The organism is Nostoc sp. (assembly GCF_036917635.1).
In the GTDB taxonomy this organism is placed as follows: domain Bacteria; phylum Cyanobacteriota; class Cyanobacteriia; order Cyanobacteriales; family Nostocaceae; genus Nostoc.
In genome coordinates this window covers 58,245-74,399 of record NZ_JBALCW010000094.1, presented here as the reverse complement: position 1 = coordinate 74,399, position 16,155 = coordinate 58,245, and the positions used below count along the sequence as shown (strand labels likewise).

The window sequence follows — 16,155 nt, the reverse complement described above, 5'->3', positions numbered from 1 at the left end:
CACATCTGTGCGCCCCTACCCAGTACTACTGAACAAAGTACTAATTAAGCAAAGGCAAAAATTGGCGAATTAAGCCAATTGTCACTGCTGGTAACTCCAACTGCGGTGTTAACCCCACATCTTCCAATTGTTGAAAAAATCGGATCGCTTGGGGATTAATTTCGGCAAGGCGGCGACCAATTGAGGGGCCAGTAAATTCTGACCTTTGTCCCCAAATAATCGCGGTGGGAGTAGTTAGTTGTTGAATGTAAAGGGATAAATCAAAGCATAAATCGCCACGGACAAAGGAGAGTGCTGCATACTCAGCATTAGGCTGTTGGGCAGATTGTAAATAAGCATCTACAATTTCTTGGTACACTCGATTAGATTGAGCAAATTGCCGTTGCTCTAAGAAGCTGCGAATACCCCCACTGGTTGCTATTCCAGTGCTGTAAAGTAAACGGTCAACAACGGGAACGCTGACTAACTGGGCAAAAAAACTACGGGAGTAGTCTTCGCCAAAATCGGATAGTCCGGCGGGGGTAGTGAGAATTAAAGATTTGAATAAATCAGGATGAGCTGATGCGACTCGAATTGTAAAGGCTGCGGTCAAAGAAGAAGCGATCGCTGTTACAGGTCTTGTACAAGTCTGCTCGAAAAACTCCCGAATCGTGGTTAAATAATCTTCAATCTTATAACTCCGTGCCGGATGCTCAGACCTACCCCAACCGATTAAATCTGGCGCAATGACCCGATATTCGGCGGCAAAAGCCGGATATACTTTTGACCACTCATAAGCAGAAGAGCCACCACCAAAGCCGTGCAGAAACACTAAAGTTTCTCGATCATCTTTTCCTGTTAAATTGTCCGGAAAAGGTGACTTAGCGGCTGTATAATATACCATCCTACCTAGTGAGGTATTTATAGACCGTTGTTCAAATCCTGGTGGTTGAAACATAAGTACTTTTTGTTGATTGGAGTAATTAAGTAGCATAAGTAATATATTCTTTTTGGATATACGTAGATACGGGGAAAGCATTTGATAATTTATCCGCATCACCGCATCTTTTTTGGTCATCCCAAAATACTTACCTATTTAGTTCAAATTCCTGACTCCTTGTTATTATCAGCGAACCAATCACTTTAAGACTTCTTCCTACCATCAGATTAAGTAAATATAAAATTACTGGATTACTTGTAAAGATTTGGTGATTTTTTTTCATAGTAAAAAGTGACTAAAGGTTGAAATTACTGTTTTATAAGGGCTTTTCATGGTATCAAGTATCACTAAAGCGTCAATAAGACATAAGTTTTTATGGTAGTCTAGCAAGAAACTCATAAATAATTTTAAGCGTCAATAAGATTCAAAATGCTCATTTTAAAAAGCTATTAATTCTAGTTAGATATGTAGAAACATAGCTTTTGATGTATTACTAAATCTATTTATTATCTAAGTAATGGTAAGGCGGGATGTTATGGTACAGGCTACTCTTCAATTAAATAAACTACCAACTATTGAAGACGCTAAATTTGGGCTTGACTTTAATATACAAAATGAAATTAAAGTTTCAGCTTGGGGGGATCAGGGCGAGTCAGCTATTGACGCTGGCAGAGTGACTGTACCTACTTGTATTTGTTTAGACTTAGAAGACTTAAAGTGTTTTGAACCAGTAGAGCGCCAGTATGAACGCTGCGGAGTAATTTTTCACAATTCTATAGCAATACAGCCATCAAATCCAGCATTTCTAGCCTATTCAGGGCTAACAGTTTTAATGGCAGCGCCCAAAAGCGGATTTTTAGAAGCTACTTTCTTGCATCCGGTTAATTCGGTTAGCGCCTTTGTGACTAGTTCGCAACGGCTAGTGCTTTCCGCCTACGATCGCGATCGCCAACTCATCGCTCAAACTGTACTACCAAGCGCCAATCTTGCCAATTCAGACTCGGCAATTTCCCCCAATAGCTTATTATCTATAACTGGGAATAACATCTACAGCGTTACCTTCTGTGCTTTTGATGGTCAATTCACCCTTGATAACTTTCGTTTTTGTCTTTAAAAAGCTTTTATGCCCTTGCTCTGAGCCATTTAAAATGGTATCTTGATTTCCGCCGTGCTGTACTAGTCTACTATACACCTCCTGCATAAATCCAAAATAAGAACCCCACCCCAAAATATCGGGGTGGGATGTTAGGGACTTTTGCAAGAGGTGTTATGCTGTCCTTAAAAATCGGGCATCTTGTGGTTTGGGTCTTCACCCTTTCTGCAACCGTAGTAAAACTTATACAATAGTTAATTTCATAATCAAGTAGGTAAACACTGTGGCACAGGCTTCGTCTTCTTGGCAGCAATTGATCAACCAGATTCCCAACTGGAACTGGTCGCATCCATTGTTCAAGACAAAGGGAGCAACAAAACAGCAAACATTTAAGCGCTTCTCTGGGCCTGGGGGCTTTCTTGGGTTCTTGACAATTGTCGTCGCTATGTTGTTGTGGAACTGGATGCTGCTATTGGCTCTCTCAATCGGTGTTGGGATAATGGTATTGGTTTATTCAATGCAGGAGTGGGACTGGCAATTACACTGGTCTAAGATACGTAAGTTCTTAAACAGTTCAAATCGTCGGTTAGCCTTAGCAGTCATAAGTGGTGGTGTTGCTACTGTCACTACTTACATGGCTGCTGCAATTTGGGTTGACTCTCATAGTTCCTGGATTGCTGCTGGTGCGATTGTGCAAGGCGTGGGAACATTGTTAACTTTAATTTTATTGGTCTGGCAAATTGTCAACTTCTATGAAAATCGAGAAGAAGACCACCTCGATAAGTTGTTGGTAAATTTAACAGAAAAAGATCCATTAAAGCGGATGATTGCCCTACGTCAGTTAACTAAAGTCATCAGCCGTAAGCGAGTTGATTCTTCAGTGCAGCAAGATGTTGTCGAATGCTTGCAACTCCTACTCAGTCGAGAAGAGGAAGTTGTAATCAGAGAGGCAGCTTTTAAAAGTTTACAAGCCTGCGATGACCTTCGGTCGGTCGGAGACCATCGCTTACAAGTTCTACCCCCCAAAACAGTAGCAACTTTCACACCCGTATCAGCAAAAGCCAAGCATCACGTTTATTAGTCCTTTGTCCTTTGTCTTTTGCAAATGACCAATGACTATTTTCGAGACAACTGTCCATTGCGAACTTGTACTACCGGATGATTGCATCGCCGTACCAATTGTTCATCATGGGTGCTAATAATTACTGTAGCCCCAAAGGAATTTAACTTCTGGAGAATCTGGATGACTTGCCAAGAATTATCTGGATCGAGATTTCCAGTCGGCTCATCCGCCAACAGCAGGGGTGGTGTACCAACGATCGCACGAGCAATACTCACCCGTTGTTGCTCTCCTCCAGACAGTTGATCTGGAAAGCAGTCAGCTTTACTCAGCAAACCCACCAACTTCAAGGTTGGTTCTAAGCGTCGTTGAATTTCTTTACGAGTATACCCTTGAGCTTGCAGCACAAAAGTTACATTTTCCGCTACTGTTCGTTGAGTAATCAGTTTGTAATCTTGAAACACAATGCCAATCCTTCGCCGCAATAATGACAAGCGATCGCCCCTTAAACTCGCTACATTACATCCATCAACAATTACTTCTCCCTGCGTCGCTAATTCCTGGCCATACAGCAGTTTCAAGAGCGTTGATTTACCAGAACCACTTGGGCCTGTGATAAACAAAAATTCTCCCTTTTTTACCTCAAGGTTCGCATTCAACAAGGCGTGGGAGCCATTAGTATAAGTCTTGGTTACAGATTGCAATTGCACCTTGACAGTAGTATTGCTACCATGCTGTTGAGTTTTATTGTCCTCTCTATGAACGGATTTGTCGGTCTTAACTTGAGTTGTTAATACTGGCATTTTTAAATTTTCCTTATCCCCACAACCAAATAGCTTACGGGTTTAGATTTGACATTCCTCTCCAAAATAAGGATTCCCAGGTTTCGCCTGAAAATTGAAAATTTAATAAAGAAAATTTAAATTTTTTGAATACTAACTAAGTAATAGCACCCATAACGGGCTAAACGCCCCGCTATCCATGTACAGCACTCATAACTCAGCACTCATAACTCATAACTCTTAACTAATTACACCCCTTGCTGTTAAACGATAAACAAAAGCTTTCACAGCAAATGCTGGCAAAGCCAACATCCGCCGCCAACGCCAAGGTTCTTGATAAAGCCGATACAACCATTCCAAATTATTATTACCTAACCAGGCGGGAGCGCGAGTTTTAGTTCCCGACCAAATATCAAAACTACCACCAACACCAATCCAAATTGCTTGGGGACACAAATGGCGGTTTTCGGCAATCCATAACTCTTGACGTGGCACTCCCAAACCGACAAAAATCACTTGTGGCTGCAATTGAGCCAGAGTTTCTTGCAATTGTGCTTCTTCTTCTGGGGAATGGTAGCCTGAGTGAGTGCCAACTATACTCAAATCTGGAATTTGCTGTTGCCAAAAATCTGCCGCAGTTGAAGCCACTCCAGGCGCTCCTCCATAGAAAAAAACCTTTGCCCCTGTTTTCTGTTGTCCGATTTCTTGCAAAAGTTTTTCTGCTAATTCAATCCCTGGAAAACGCTGCACTTTTTGCCATAATAGCCATCGCAAATACAAAACAACCCCGGCTCCATCTGGAATCACTAATTCAGCATTTTTAATCACCTGAGCTAGGATTTGATTCTGCTCTGCCTGCATAGTCATTTCTGCATTGAGCGTTACTACATGAATTCCTCTGCCTGCACGCAGGCATTCTAACAACCAGCCTGGATAGTTATCCATCACATGAACTGGTATTCCCAATACTAAAAATGCTTGATTGCCTTTAGACATAGCCTATTCTGGATTAACCTCACACCAGATTTACTTGAATGTTAAGTTTATCAAATTTTTTATATTAGAACTTAGGCACAAGAGATTCCCATTGCCCTGCAACAATAGAAAGCATAACTAATTAGTCTTGGGCGCTTGTACTTGGGCTGAACCAGTCCAAATTTGATTGTTGAAGTGTAATATTCACTAAGTATAAAACGTTCAACTTGCAACTCTGGTTCCGCGAACAGAAGCCCCCACTATACTGCTTGCAGTTAGTGTGGGAATATGTCACGAAACTCGACTTTCTGGTTAAGGTAGTGTAACGGGCTGAAGTTGGCTATGAGTAAAATTCGTATCGCTCTGATTGAAGATCATGACCTAACTCGTGTAGGTATTCGGACAGCACTACTGCAAAAAGATGACATTGAAGTTGTAGGTGAAGCTGCCAATGCTGCTGAGGGGTTAAAGATGTTAAAAATGGTACAACCAGATATTGCCATTGTAGATATTGGTTTACCAGATAAGGATGGCATTGAGTTAACACGGGAGTTAAAATCTATTGCTAATGGGCAGCAGCTACTAACAAAGGTGTTAATTTTGACGCTGCGGGATAACAAAGAAGCTGTGTTGGCAGCTTTTGCGGCTGGTGCAGACTCTTACTGTATGAAAGATATAAAATTTGATAATTTGCTGGAAGCAGTACGAGTAACTTACAATGGCAACGCCTGGATCGATCCCGCGATCGCTCGGATTGTATTACAACAAGCGCAACAAAATCCTCAAAAGTTGGAATCAGCTTTTGTAGATACCAAGACCATTGCCTCTAACCCTGATTATGTCGAGAATCTGGAAGGAATTCAACCTTACACCCTGACAGAAAGGGAATTGGAAGTGCTACAGTTGATTGTCGAAGGTTGTAGTAATGCACTAATTGCCGAAAGGCTTTACATCACTGTTGGGACTGTTAAAACTCACGTTCGCAATATTTTGAATAAGCTATGTGCCGATGACCGTACCCAAGCAGCAGTCCGCGCCTTGCGTTCTGGGTTAGTAGGATAAGGTTAAATTGAGTGAACAGTTATCAATTTTTAAAACACTGATAACTCCTAGCTGTTGAAAATGATTAGTTATTAATTTTTTGTTGATTTTCAGGTGGGATAAAAATTATATTATCTCGCCATTCAAATATGTGAAAACTAAAGTCAAATATGGCTGAAATCGGAGTGGATAAACTTAAGCTCATGGTGGTAGATGATGAGCCAGATAACTTAGATTTACTCTACCGCACTTTTAGGCGAGATTTTCAAGTATATAAAGCCAATCATGCCTTTGGCGCTATGGAAATCTTGGATCAGTTTGGTGAAATGGCGGTGATTATTTCTGACCAAAGAATGCCAGAAATGAATGGCACTGAATTTTTTAGTCGCACCGTAGAGCGGTTTCCAGACACGATTCGGATTTTGTTAACTGGTTTTACTGATGTCGAAGATTTGGTGGATGCGATTAACTCCGGTCAGGTATTCAAGTATATTACTAAACCCTGGAATCCTGAACGGCTTAGAGCCTTAGTTGAGCAAGCCACTGATACATATTGTCTAGTTAAGAAGCGCACCCAAGAGTTAGGTCGGGCCTTACAGCGAGAATCTTTGTTTAATGCTGTAACAACGGCAATTCGAGAGTCTCTAGACTACGACAGTATGCTGCAAAAAATTGTCGCAACTATTGGACAAACATTTGAAGCTAGCAATTGCTTACTCAGACCAGTAGAGGGCGATCGCCTCACACCAGACCAGTTCTCATACCGCGATCCCAAATCCGATGTATCAGATTGCTTATTCGACCCCAGTGTTTTAATTGAAAAAGTTCTGGAAACAGGTCATTATCAACTTGCTCAAGATGTATATGAGGGTAATCCTTCTCACCACCTGGTTGTGCCACTTAGCTATCAGCAGCATTTATTGGCTGTGCTGGTTCTCCATCAATGGGGACGCGATCGCCCTTGGCAAGACGAAGACATCCGACTAATTGCAGGTGTTGCCGAACAAGCAGCCTTAGCCCTCTCTCAAGCAAAACTCTACCAACGCCTCCAAGAAAAACAACAGCAAATTCACAATGAGTTGGAAGTAGCCCGCCAAATTCAATATAACTTGCTACGCCAAACTTTACCTGACATCAAAGGTGTGAAAGTGCAAGCCTGCTGTTACCCAGCGCGGGAAGTAGGAGGCGATTTTTTTGAAGTTTTTGTCCATCCCAAGGGCGACTTATGGTTAGCAGTGGGTGACGTTTCTGGCAAGGGCGTTCCAGCTGCTTTATTTATGGCTAGTATTATTTCAGTTTTGCGCCGAGAATTATCTCAAGAAGCACCAGCAGAACCAAATGTGGTCATGCAGAACCTCAACCACGCTCTCAGTGAAGACTTAATTAGCAACAATTATTTCATCACTCTTGTTTTAGCTTGTTATACCCCTACCACTAAGGAACTCGTCTACACTAATGCTGGTCATATTTATCCACTGTTATGGTCACGTCAAGGTGCTTTAAGCGACAATCCCAATTACTTGAAAGTTCGCAGTGTTCCTTTGGGGATCTTGCCTAAGTGGCAGGCACAGTCTGGTCGCTTGGTTCTCGCTGCTGGAGACACATTGTTACTGGCCAGCGATGGAATTACAGAAGCTACGGTATCAAATTTATCAGATTTATCAGTAAAAACCGAGTCTGGCGTTGACCCCGTTAACCGTTCTATGCTGAATCAAGATGGTCTTTGGCAACTCTTGCAACAAGAGCAACAACCCCTTTCTCTTAACCATTTACTAGCTCGCATCCAGGCAGACAATCACGTTCAAGAAGATGATCAAACTATACTTTCACTGGAGATTTTGTAACTAATGAAAAGTGAGCTTCATGTACCAAGTGACTTGAGTTTTCTTAATATTGTCGAAACCTGGCTGCTGGGATGTTTGAAAATCCAGTTAGGAGATTCTGTGGACTGGTCACGACAATCAAGCCGTTTGAGACTAGCTTTAGTAGAAGCCTACTCAAATGCAGTCCGTCATGCCCACAAGGACAAACCAAATTTACCGATTTTACTGCGTTTGGAAGTGAAAGATCGGGATCTTGCCCTCGAAGTTTGGGACTACGGCGAAGGCTTTGATATGTCTGACTACTATGCTCCAAACCCGATGGAAAAACAAGAAGGTGGTTATGGTTGGCTAATTATGAATCGTCTCATGGATAAAGTAGACTACGAATTGCAAATTGATGGTGCCAACTGTCTAAAGTTACAAGCTACTTTACCCGAATTAGTGAAATAGACAAAAGTTACTACTTTTCAAGTAATGTGTTATGTGAATTTACTGGGATTTGATTTGATTTTGGGTACGATCAAACATTGCCTAAGCTATTATACTTATTTGCTAGTTTTCACGACGTAAAGAAAGTAACTCTTGGGGAGAAGCTAAAAGTTTGATTTTAGTATAAGAAATTTGCCGTTGTTGGTTGAGGATAAATAACCACAAGACATTGACACTACACCACGAAGTTTGTGCTTTCCCTGTTACCTGGATTTGAATCGAAGCATTTTCTAAAGCCTCGGCTATTCCGGTGTTGGGATAAGCTTTAATCTTTTGGCATTCTTGTTTTAAGTAGGCTGCGATCGCATTTGTCCCCACAATATCAGATTCAAATGGTGGGCGCATCACACCATCTTCCGCAAATAAGGCAGCAGTTGCCTCAAATTCTCCTGCATTTAAGGTTTTAAAATAACCCAGTACACTTGTTTCTGTAATTCCCTCAATCTGGAATTCTTCTTTCAACTGTTCAGCAGAGGTCACGTCGTTTTGCTCCGAATTCAAAATTCACCCATTACAATCTCCATAAATCATAAATTTATGGAGTTGTATATTTTTTTACCTTGAGCATAGAATTATCTAGATTATGCTACCTAAATATTAATTTCAATACAAAAATAGCTAAAAAGAAACCTGCTGTTGAGATAGATTGGCACATTTGTAAAAATCTTCCTGACGATGGTTGAGATGTTGGAATATAGCGGTTTTCAATTGCATGGGAATACAGACCATTCGTAAAGTTACAGCAATGCTGTGCCTAAAGCATATTTTGAATCCAAACGGAAACTACTATATATAAATAAAATTTATTATATATAGGATAAGCAACAAATGTTAATCAAAGGTATTGACTAGGTAATGTAGAATTAAATCGCCTTTACTTAGGCACAATCCCGATAAAAAAATGAATCAGTATTCCGTAACAAGCAGCAATATAGTGAAAGAGAAAGCTGGCGAGTTGGGCTTTCACAAAGTTGGAATTGCTGCTGTAGATAGGGTAGATGCTATAGAAGCGCAGAGGTTACAAGCATGGATTGAACTGGGTTATCACGCTGATATGGAATGGATGGCTAACCCAAAACGCCAGGATATTCGCAAAGTTATGCCAGAGGCGCGATCGCTAGTGTGTGTAGCGCTAAATTACTATACGCCACATCAGCGTCCAGAAGGCGAGGAATACGCTAAAATTTCTCGTTATGGCTGGGGAAGGGATTATCACAAAGTAATGCATAAAAAACTCAAACAGCTAGCCAGATGGTTAGAATCACTTGGTGAAGGTGTATTAGCTCGTTATTATGCAGACACTGGCCCGGTGCAAGAAAAAGTGTTGGCACAACTTGCCGGAATTGGTTGGATTGCCAAAAATGGTAATGTGATTACACCAGAATATGGCTCTTGGGTATTTTTAGGAGAAGTATTGACGAATTTGGAATTAGAGAGCGATCGCCCACATACAGAACACTGCGGTAGCTGTACTCGTTGTCTTCAGGCTTGTCCTACGGGTGCGATTACTCAGCCTTTTGTCGTGGATGCTAATCGCTGCATTGCATATCATACTATTGAAAATCGGGCAGAGGAATTGCCAGAGACACTAATACCCAATTTGCAAGGCTGGGTTGCTGGTTGTGATATTTGCCAAGATGTTTGTCCTTGGAATCAACGTTTTGCCAACACAACTGATATTGAAGAGTTTAAGCCAAATCCTGCGAATATTGCTCCCCAACTGCTAGAATTAGCCCAAATCTCAGATCAGGAGTGGGATAAACGATTTCCAGCATCTGCCTTGCGGCGGATTAAGCCAGAAATGTTACGACGCAACGCCCTAGCTAATCTTGACGCATCCCGGCGAAATAATGACCCCGAAAGTAATTATTTTTGATTTTGATGGCACTATTGCTGATACAGTAGATGCCCTTGTTAGTATTGCCAATCGTCTAGCTGTAGACTTTGGTTATAGACACATAAGCCCAGAGCAATTATCCCTACTTAAAAACTTAACATCTAGGGAAATTATTAAGTACTCAGGAGTTTCTCTATTTAAGATACCTTTTCTAGTTAAAAAAGTTAAAGGAGAATTAAAAAACAAAATCCCAGAATTAAAGCCCATTCCGGGAATTAAAGAAGCATTAACGGAACTTCAAAATGAAGGATATAAACTGGGAATTATCACTTCTAATTCTAAAGACAATGTTACGCAGTTTCTGACAATCAATGATTTAAATCACCTATTTGATTTTATCTACTCAGGAATTACGATTTTTGGTAAAACAACCATAATCAATAATGTATTAAGGCAAAATCAACTCCAACCTCAAGAAGTTATTTATGTTGGAGATGAAACCAGAGATATCGAAGCATCAAAGAAAGCAAATATCCAAGTGATTGCAGTAACTTGGGGCTTTAATTCGCCGGAAGTACTAGCCAAGCAAAATCCAGATTATTTAATTCAGCGGCCTAGCGAACTACTAGAAGTGATGAATAGTGCTGATTAGTCATTAGTCATTAGACATCTCCAAAAAAGAATGTAGAGACGCGAAATTTCGCGTCTCTACAAGGGTTTCATTTTGCAGATATTTAATTTCCGGAGATGTCTATTAGTCATTAGTCATTAGGGACTTCCAAGAAATAAATTATTCCAATAAACGAACCACAGAGACAAGGCAGCGCGGTCTTGGGGGTTTCCCCCATGAGCGACTGCCGCACAGAGAACGCAGAGAGAAGAAATAGAGAGAGTTTTTGCGTCAGTTTTGGAACATTTTTTTATTTGTCAGCCCTTTAGTCATTAGTCTAAGAGAAACCACGTCCCTTGTAGACGTGGTTTGAATTAGTCTTAATTATTAGTTTTTTTCGCCCAAAAGGGGCGAGGTATAGCGTTTCCTAATCACGTAAGGTACATCGTAGCCCCCCAAAGAGCCAAAGCATCTGGCGTGTGGGGTCTAATGACTGTGGTAAGCATAACTATTTATGCGGACATGATATAAAAAGTCGATAGGGAAAATCTTAACTATTGGTGATTCACTAAAACAGTAGGGTGGGTCATGTATATCAATGTCCACCCTACAAAATATCAAAATATTAGGAAAACTTAATTTTTGCGTTCACCCTTTTCTAAAGCTTGTTTTACTAGATCATCACTGACATTAGTTACACCCTCAGTCTTAGAATTCCCAACTTCCTTTGCTAACTCGATAAAATCATCAGGATTACCAGTTGGCTGCGCTTGAGTTTTTGTCTCTACTGGTTTAGAGGTTTGATATTTAGGTGCAGTGGCTGCTTCGGCTGCTGCTGCGCCTTCACCGGTGCGATCGACTTCACTAACGCTGAATTGTTGTGCAGTTGCATAATCAGAATCAAAATCGACCTTTGGCGCATTTTCTTCACCACTAGCTATGCTATCGGCAGCTAATTGAGCCTCATGGGTGGGAGCTTCATTAACATTGGGCTTTATTTCATCAGGCATAATTAAAATCCTTAGGTTAAATTTTTTATTGCTTACTCGAAAGAGCATAACAAAGTAATTAGCTGTTTACTTGCTCCCTTGGGAGAGGCTTTACCTCTATTAAAAGATAGATTAAAGCTGCAATTTGTAATTAATATAAATCTTTCTCTTGATAGTAGAAACTGATGCTCAAACTTTGGTAAGCCTTAGTTTGGCCTGTAAAATTTCTTTGGAAATAAAATTATGACTGCAAGTTACGATAAAACTATTTCTCAAGCCCAGAGCAATGAAAGTCAAAAATTGGTAGATGGGTTTAACAATTTAGATACCGATGCCAAATTAGCCTGGTTTTATTTAGTTTATAAAAAAATGGGTGATTCTATCACACCAGCTGCTCCTGCTGCGGCCGAACCTGAGTTAGCACCACTTCTGCTAGGAGACTATTTTAAGTTATCAGATGAGCAGCAATTAGATATTATGCGGGATATAGTTAATTGCAAAGATACAGAATATTCCCGTGCTTATGGGGCGATAAAAGAAAACAATCAACTGTTAGTTTGGTATGCTTGGGCAGTAGCTATGGGAGATACCGTAGTTGACTTACCAGCTAGCTATGAGCCAACTAAGGCAATTAATAATCTGGTTTCGCAAATTGAAGGATTAGATTTTGACGAGCAAATTTCGGTGTTTCGGACAATAGCTGGTGAAGTGGGTTACACCGATGTTAAGCCAATTGAGACGCAAGCAGAAACTGGAAAAACGTCTAGTTTGTAATCGGAACTGACGACTAGTAGTCGGCCACCTCAAGAATGCTTGGTTTGTAGTGAGCGCTTGGGCGCTCAAATCAAGGACTAAATTCCTTACCCAACGGGTTCGTTAGTCGCTCATGGGGGAAACCCCTCTGAGCGACTAACTCACTACGAACTTAGTTCTTTAAACTTGACAGATTACTAGAAGTCGCGGCTACACAAACTCTTGTCCGCCTACCTATGGGAACGCCAAGGGTAGGCGGACTTTAATAAGTTATGAGACAAGGTTACTCAAGTCAGATGGTGTGATATTGGAGTGGACAACTTGACCATCACGGAACCAAACGATGCGCTGGGTTTGACGAGCAACTTCTGGTTCATGAGTTACCATGACAACGGTAATTCCACTAGCATTGAGTTCGCTAAAAATATCTAAGACTTCTTGGGTTGTGCGCGAATCAAGTGCGCCTGTGGGTTCATCGGCTAAGAGTACCACGGGACGATTAACGATCGCGCGGGCGATCGCAACTCGTTGTTGTTGTCCACCAGATAGTTGAGTTGGTTTGTTGTTGAGGCGATTTGCTAAACCCACTCGTGTCAATGCAACTATTGCGCGATCGCTTCTTTCTTTTGGGTTCACACTAGCATACACCATTGGCAACATCACATTTTCTAGTGCTGTTAGTTGGGGTAATAGATGGAATTGTTGAAACACAAACCCCAGCTTTTTATTACGGATGTGTGCTAAGGAGCGATCGTCCATTTGAGCTACATCGAGGTTATCTAAATAATAATGTCCGCCAGTGGGACGGTCGAGACAACCGATAATATTCATGGCTGTGGATTTACCAGAACCAGAAGGCCCCATAATTGCACAATATTCGCCCTGTTCCACGATTAGGTTGACATCATTGAGCGCTCGTACTTCTGTTTCACCACTACCATAAATCTTGAAAATGTTTTCTAATCGAATGATTGCTGGTTTCGGTAGACCATTAGGAACCAGGGAATCGGTAATTGTAATAGTGTTTGCCATAAGGATATAGATAATCTGGGACTGGGAAGAGAGTAATTTATACCATTTTAGATTTTGGATTTTGGATTGTGAACGCCAGGGCGTCTGGTAGAGAAAGAGTTGCTGCTAAATCCTTTGAGCGTTCCATCTCTCCCAATCATTGTTAAAATTGCAAAAACCTTGATAGCCCTCATCCCCTAACCCCGAATCCCATATGACGGGATTCGGGGAACTAGAATTATGTCTTCCCTCTCCCATATGACGGAATTCGGGGAACTAGGGGACTTCCAAGAAATAAATTATTTTAATAAACGAACCACAAAGACAAGGCAGCGCGGTCTTGGGGGTTTCCCCCATGAGCGACTGCCGTACAGAGAACGCAGAGAGAAGAAATAGAGAGAGTTTTTGCGTCAGTTTTGGAACATTTTTTTATTTGTCAGTCCCTAGAATTATGTCTCCCCTCTCCCATATGACGGAATTCGGGGAACTAGAATTATGTCTCCCCTCTCCCATATATGGGAGAGGGGCTGGGGGTGAGGGAAAAGATTTAAGCACTCATTGGGGGATGCTCCCTTTTTGGTTGCTCAAAAGACTAAAATGAGTGCGCGATCTACCCAAATGAGAAAGTAATCAAGCATTTTGAGAAAGCAATATGCCTTTTTGCTTGCTAAATTTACCGAAATGAGAAAGCAATCAAGCATTTTGAGAAAGCAATATGCCTTTTTGCTTGCTAAATCTACTGAAATGAGAAAGTAATCAAGCATTTTGAGAAAGCAATACGCCTTTTTGCTTATTGAATTCAACTTTATTTGTTTTTTCAATGAAGTGACTAGTAGTCTGTCGCATTAATTTTGCGGGGCTGCGAGATCCCCGACTTCTTCAATAAGTCGGGGATCTCAACACCACGAACCTCTGAAAACTTTTGGGACAGACTACTAGGGTGTCAAATAATAATGTGGCTAAAGTCACCCATTCAGGTGAAGCCATACAGGCATATAATATTTATTATTAAGGAAGATTAAGCAACTATGAAGCTAACTATGCGTCTAGTTGTTAGTTTATTAACGAAAAATTTAATCCAAAAATTTTAACAACTGCGTATTCCTGCATCTGCCCTTTAATATTTATGTCCGCTCAATTAACCATAGTTAAGAGGAACCCCCAACCACTCCCCACAAGCGGGGAGGGGAGCAAAAGCGCAGCTGTTTGCTCTGAAGGGGTGATTTTACTATGGGCAATTCGATGGGCATCATCAATATAACTACAGGCTACTCCCATAAAGCAAGATTTATAGGCTTCTAGATATGGCTACGCATATAGAAATTCCTGTTGTTGGCAAACTTAAATATCCATTACGCTGGCTGATGGGGTTGATAGCAGGGGGTGTCTTGGTTGTTGGTATTACAACCTACAACCTGGTAAATCAAGGGACAAAAGAAGACATTGCTCAATTAACTGTGCCAGTAGCAGCGAAAAACGTCACCTTGCGGATTACAGCTAGTGGCAAAGTCGTGCCAGTTCAGACCGTAAATATTAGTCCGAAGAACCCTGGAGTGCTATCGCAATTATATGTCCAACAAGGCGATCGCATTCAACAAGGGCAAATTCTCGCCCGGATGGATAGCGCAGGTATTGAAGCTCAAAGGAGCCAATACCGTGCTAACTTAGCCCAAAGTCAAGCACAATTAGCCGAAGCCCTTGCTGGTAGTCGTCCTCAAGAAATTGCTCAAGCAAGGGCGCGGTTAGCACAAGCTCAAGCCCAGCTAGCCCAAGCTAAAGCCGGTAATCGTCCCCAAGAGATTGCTCAATCTCAATCCCAAGTGGATGCGGCTCAAGCAAAGGTGAATTACACCAGTGAACAGGTAAAGCGTTATCAATATCTATATCAACAGGGAGCAGAGAAAAAACAATTATTCGATCAAGCCCTCAGCGATGACAAAAGTGCTAGAGCCAATTTAGAAGAAGCTAAAAAACGATTTTCCTTAGTCCAAACTGGGACTCGGACTGAAGAAATCGACCAACGTCAAGCAGCAGTTAATGAAGCACGGGCTGCATTGGTATTGTTGGAAGATGGAACTCGTTCTGAGGAAATTGTCCAGCGTCAAGCAGCTGTTGAAGGGGCTAAGGCTCAGTTGAAGGGTGTGCAAGTGCAGTTGGAAGATACAATTATTCGCGCTCCTCTTTCGGGAATTGTTACCCAAAAGTATGCTGATCCTGGCGCGTTTGTCACACCTACAACTTCGGCTTCTGCTAGTGCATCGGCAACTTCTAGTTCAATTGTCGCCGTAGCACGCGGGTTAGAAATATTAGCTCAAGTTCCCGAAGCCGATCTTGGCAGAATTAAACCGGGACAGCAGGTGGAAATTGTCGCTGATGCTTATCCCGATCGCATTTTTAAAGGTCATGTGCGTTTAATTGCTCCAGAAGCAGTGGTGGAACAAGGTGTGACATCTTTCCAGGTGCGGGTTGCTCTGAATACTGGTATAGATAAACTGCGTTCTGGCTTAAATGTGGATTTGACTTTTTTAGGCGATCGCGTCAATAATGCCTTGGTGTTACCAACGGTGTCAATCGTCACCGAAAAGGGTAAAACTGGCGTACTTGTACCAGATGCAAAGAATAAACCCCAGTTCCGTGAAGTGACAATTGGGGCGCAAATTCAAAACCAAACTCAGATTTTAGAGGGAGTTAAACAAGGCGATCGCGTTTTTGTTAATCCACCCAAAGATTACAAAATTGAGAAGGCGAAAGAACAGAAGAATTCGTAATTTTT

Annotated in this window: 15 protein-coding genes; 9 read left to right on the top strand and 6 right to left on the bottom strand. The window is 41.5% G+C overall.

All coding sequences use genetic code 11. The features are described 5' to 3' along the window. Positions 1-40 precede the first annotated feature (40 nt). Positions 41-937 carry an alpha/beta fold hydrolase gene (locus V7K32_RS21915; protein WP_334995889.1) on the bottom strand — a complete coding sequence of 299 codons (897 nt, stop codon included), beginning with the start codon at positions 935-937 and terminating at the stop codon, positions 41-43. Between the two features lie 517 nt (positions 938-1,454). Between V7K32_RS21915 and V7K32_RS21910 the strand changes: the two genes are divergently transcribed. After that, positions 1,455-2,033 carry a hypothetical protein gene (locus V7K32_RS21910; RefSeq protein WP_442938783.1) on the top strand — a complete coding sequence of 193 codons (579 nt, stop codon included), beginning with the start codon at positions 1,455-1,457 and terminating at the stop codon, positions 2,031-2,033. A 262-nt stretch (positions 2,034-2,295) separates the two neighbouring features. Beyond that, positions 2,296-3,093: an armadillo-type fold-containing protein gene (locus V7K32_RS21905; RefSeq protein ID WP_334995887.1), complete on the top strand. Its 798-nt coding sequence runs from the start codon at positions 2,296-2,298 to the stop codon at positions 3,091-3,093. Positions 3,094-3,128: 35 nt separating this feature from the next. Here the strand turns inward: V7K32_RS21905 and ftsE are convergent, their stop codons facing one another. Together ftsE and V7K32_RS21895 are read right to left on the bottom strand one after the other, a co-directional pair. Then, complete coding sequence (gene ftsE, locus V7K32_RS21900) at positions 3,129-3,875, bottom strand: cell division ATP-binding protein FtsE (protein WP_334995886.1); 747 nt, start codon at positions 3,873-3,875, stop codon at positions 3,129-3,131. Between the two features lie 219 nt (positions 3,876-4,094). Then, on the bottom strand, positions 4,095-4,850 hold the full coding sequence (locus V7K32_RS21895) for a WecB/TagA/CpsF family glycosyltransferase (protein ID WP_334995885.1): 756 nt from the start codon (positions 4,848-4,850) through the stop codon (positions 4,095-4,097). A gap of 321 nt (positions 4,851-5,171) precedes the next feature. On the opposite strand from V7K32_RS21895, the gene V7K32_RS21890 reads away from it, so the two are divergent. The 3 genes from V7K32_RS21890 to V7K32_RS21880 all read left to right on the top strand — a co-directional run bounded on the left by V7K32_RS21890 (position 5,172) and on the right by V7K32_RS21880 (position 8,143). Next, positions 5,172-5,891 (top strand): response regulator transcription factor, encoded by a 720-nt coding sequence (locus V7K32_RS21890; RefSeq protein WP_334995884.1) that lies wholly within the window; start codon positions 5,172-5,174, stop codon positions 5,889-5,891. 149 nt (positions 5,892-6,040) lie between these two features. Further along, positions 6,041-7,714 carry a SpoIIE family protein phosphatase gene (locus V7K32_RS21885; protein ID WP_334995883.1) on the top strand — a complete coding sequence of 558 codons (1,674 nt, stop codon included), beginning with the start codon at positions 6,041-6,043 and terminating at the stop codon, positions 7,712-7,714. Between the two features lie 3 nt (positions 7,715-7,717). Beyond that, positions 7,718-8,143 carry an ATP-binding protein gene (locus V7K32_RS21880; protein WP_334995882.1) on the top strand — a complete coding sequence of 142 codons (426 nt, stop codon included), beginning with the start codon at positions 7,718-7,720 and terminating at the stop codon, positions 8,141-8,143. A 102-nt stretch (positions 8,144-8,245) separates the two neighbouring features. Here V7K32_RS21880 and V7K32_RS21875 read toward each other — a convergent pair whose 3' ends face one another. Next, positions 8,246-8,662 (bottom strand): nuclear transport factor 2 family protein, encoded by a 417-nt coding sequence (locus tag V7K32_RS21875; RefSeq protein WP_334995881.1) that lies wholly within the window; start codon positions 8,660-8,662, stop codon positions 8,246-8,248. Between the two features lie 421 nt (positions 8,663-9,083). Between V7K32_RS21875 and queG the strand changes: the two genes are divergently transcribed. Both queG and V7K32_RS21865 read left to right on the top strand, forming a co-directional pair. Beyond that, positions 9,084-10,058 carry a tRNA epoxyqueuosine(34) reductase QueG gene (gene queG, locus V7K32_RS21870; RefSeq protein ID WP_334995880.1) on the top strand — a complete coding sequence of 325 codons (975 nt, stop codon included), beginning with the start codon at positions 9,084-9,086 and terminating at the stop codon, positions 10,056-10,058. After that, complete coding sequence (locus V7K32_RS21865; RefSeq protein ID WP_334995879.1) at positions 10,033-10,671, top strand: HAD-IA family hydrolase; 639 nt, start codon at positions 10,033-10,035, stop codon at positions 10,669-10,671. Before queG ends, V7K32_RS21865 begins: the two co-directional genes overlap by 26 nt. A 593-nt stretch (positions 10,672-11,264) precedes the next feature. Here V7K32_RS21865 and V7K32_RS21860 read toward each other — a convergent pair. Beyond that, entirely contained in the window at positions 11,265-11,639 is a 375-nt protein-coding gene (locus V7K32_RS21860) for a hypothetical protein (protein WP_334995878.1), read from the bottom strand. A gap of 222 nt (positions 11,640-11,861) precedes the next feature. Here V7K32_RS21860 and V7K32_RS21855 point away from each other — a divergent pair, with 222 nt between their 5' ends. Further along, entirely contained in the window at positions 11,862-12,392 is a 531-nt protein-coding gene (locus V7K32_RS21855; RefSeq protein ID WP_334995877.1) for an orange carotenoid protein N-terminal domain-containing protein, read from the top strand. Between the two features lie 249 nt (positions 12,393-12,641). Here the strand turns inward: V7K32_RS21855 and V7K32_RS21850 are convergent, their stop codons facing one another. After that, positions 12,642-13,403, bottom strand: a complete 762-nt coding sequence (locus V7K32_RS21850; protein WP_334995876.1) for an ABC transporter ATP-binding protein — start codon at positions 13,401-13,403, stop codon at positions 12,642-12,644. A 1,283-nt stretch (positions 13,404-14,686) separates the two neighbouring features. Here V7K32_RS21850 and V7K32_RS21845 point away from each other — a divergent pair. Further along, positions 14,687-16,150, top strand: a complete 1,464-nt coding sequence (locus tag V7K32_RS21845; RefSeq protein WP_334995875.1) for an efflux RND transporter periplasmic adaptor subunit — start codon at positions 14,687-14,689, stop codon at positions 16,148-16,150. Positions 16,151-16,155 lie beyond the last annotated feature (5 nt).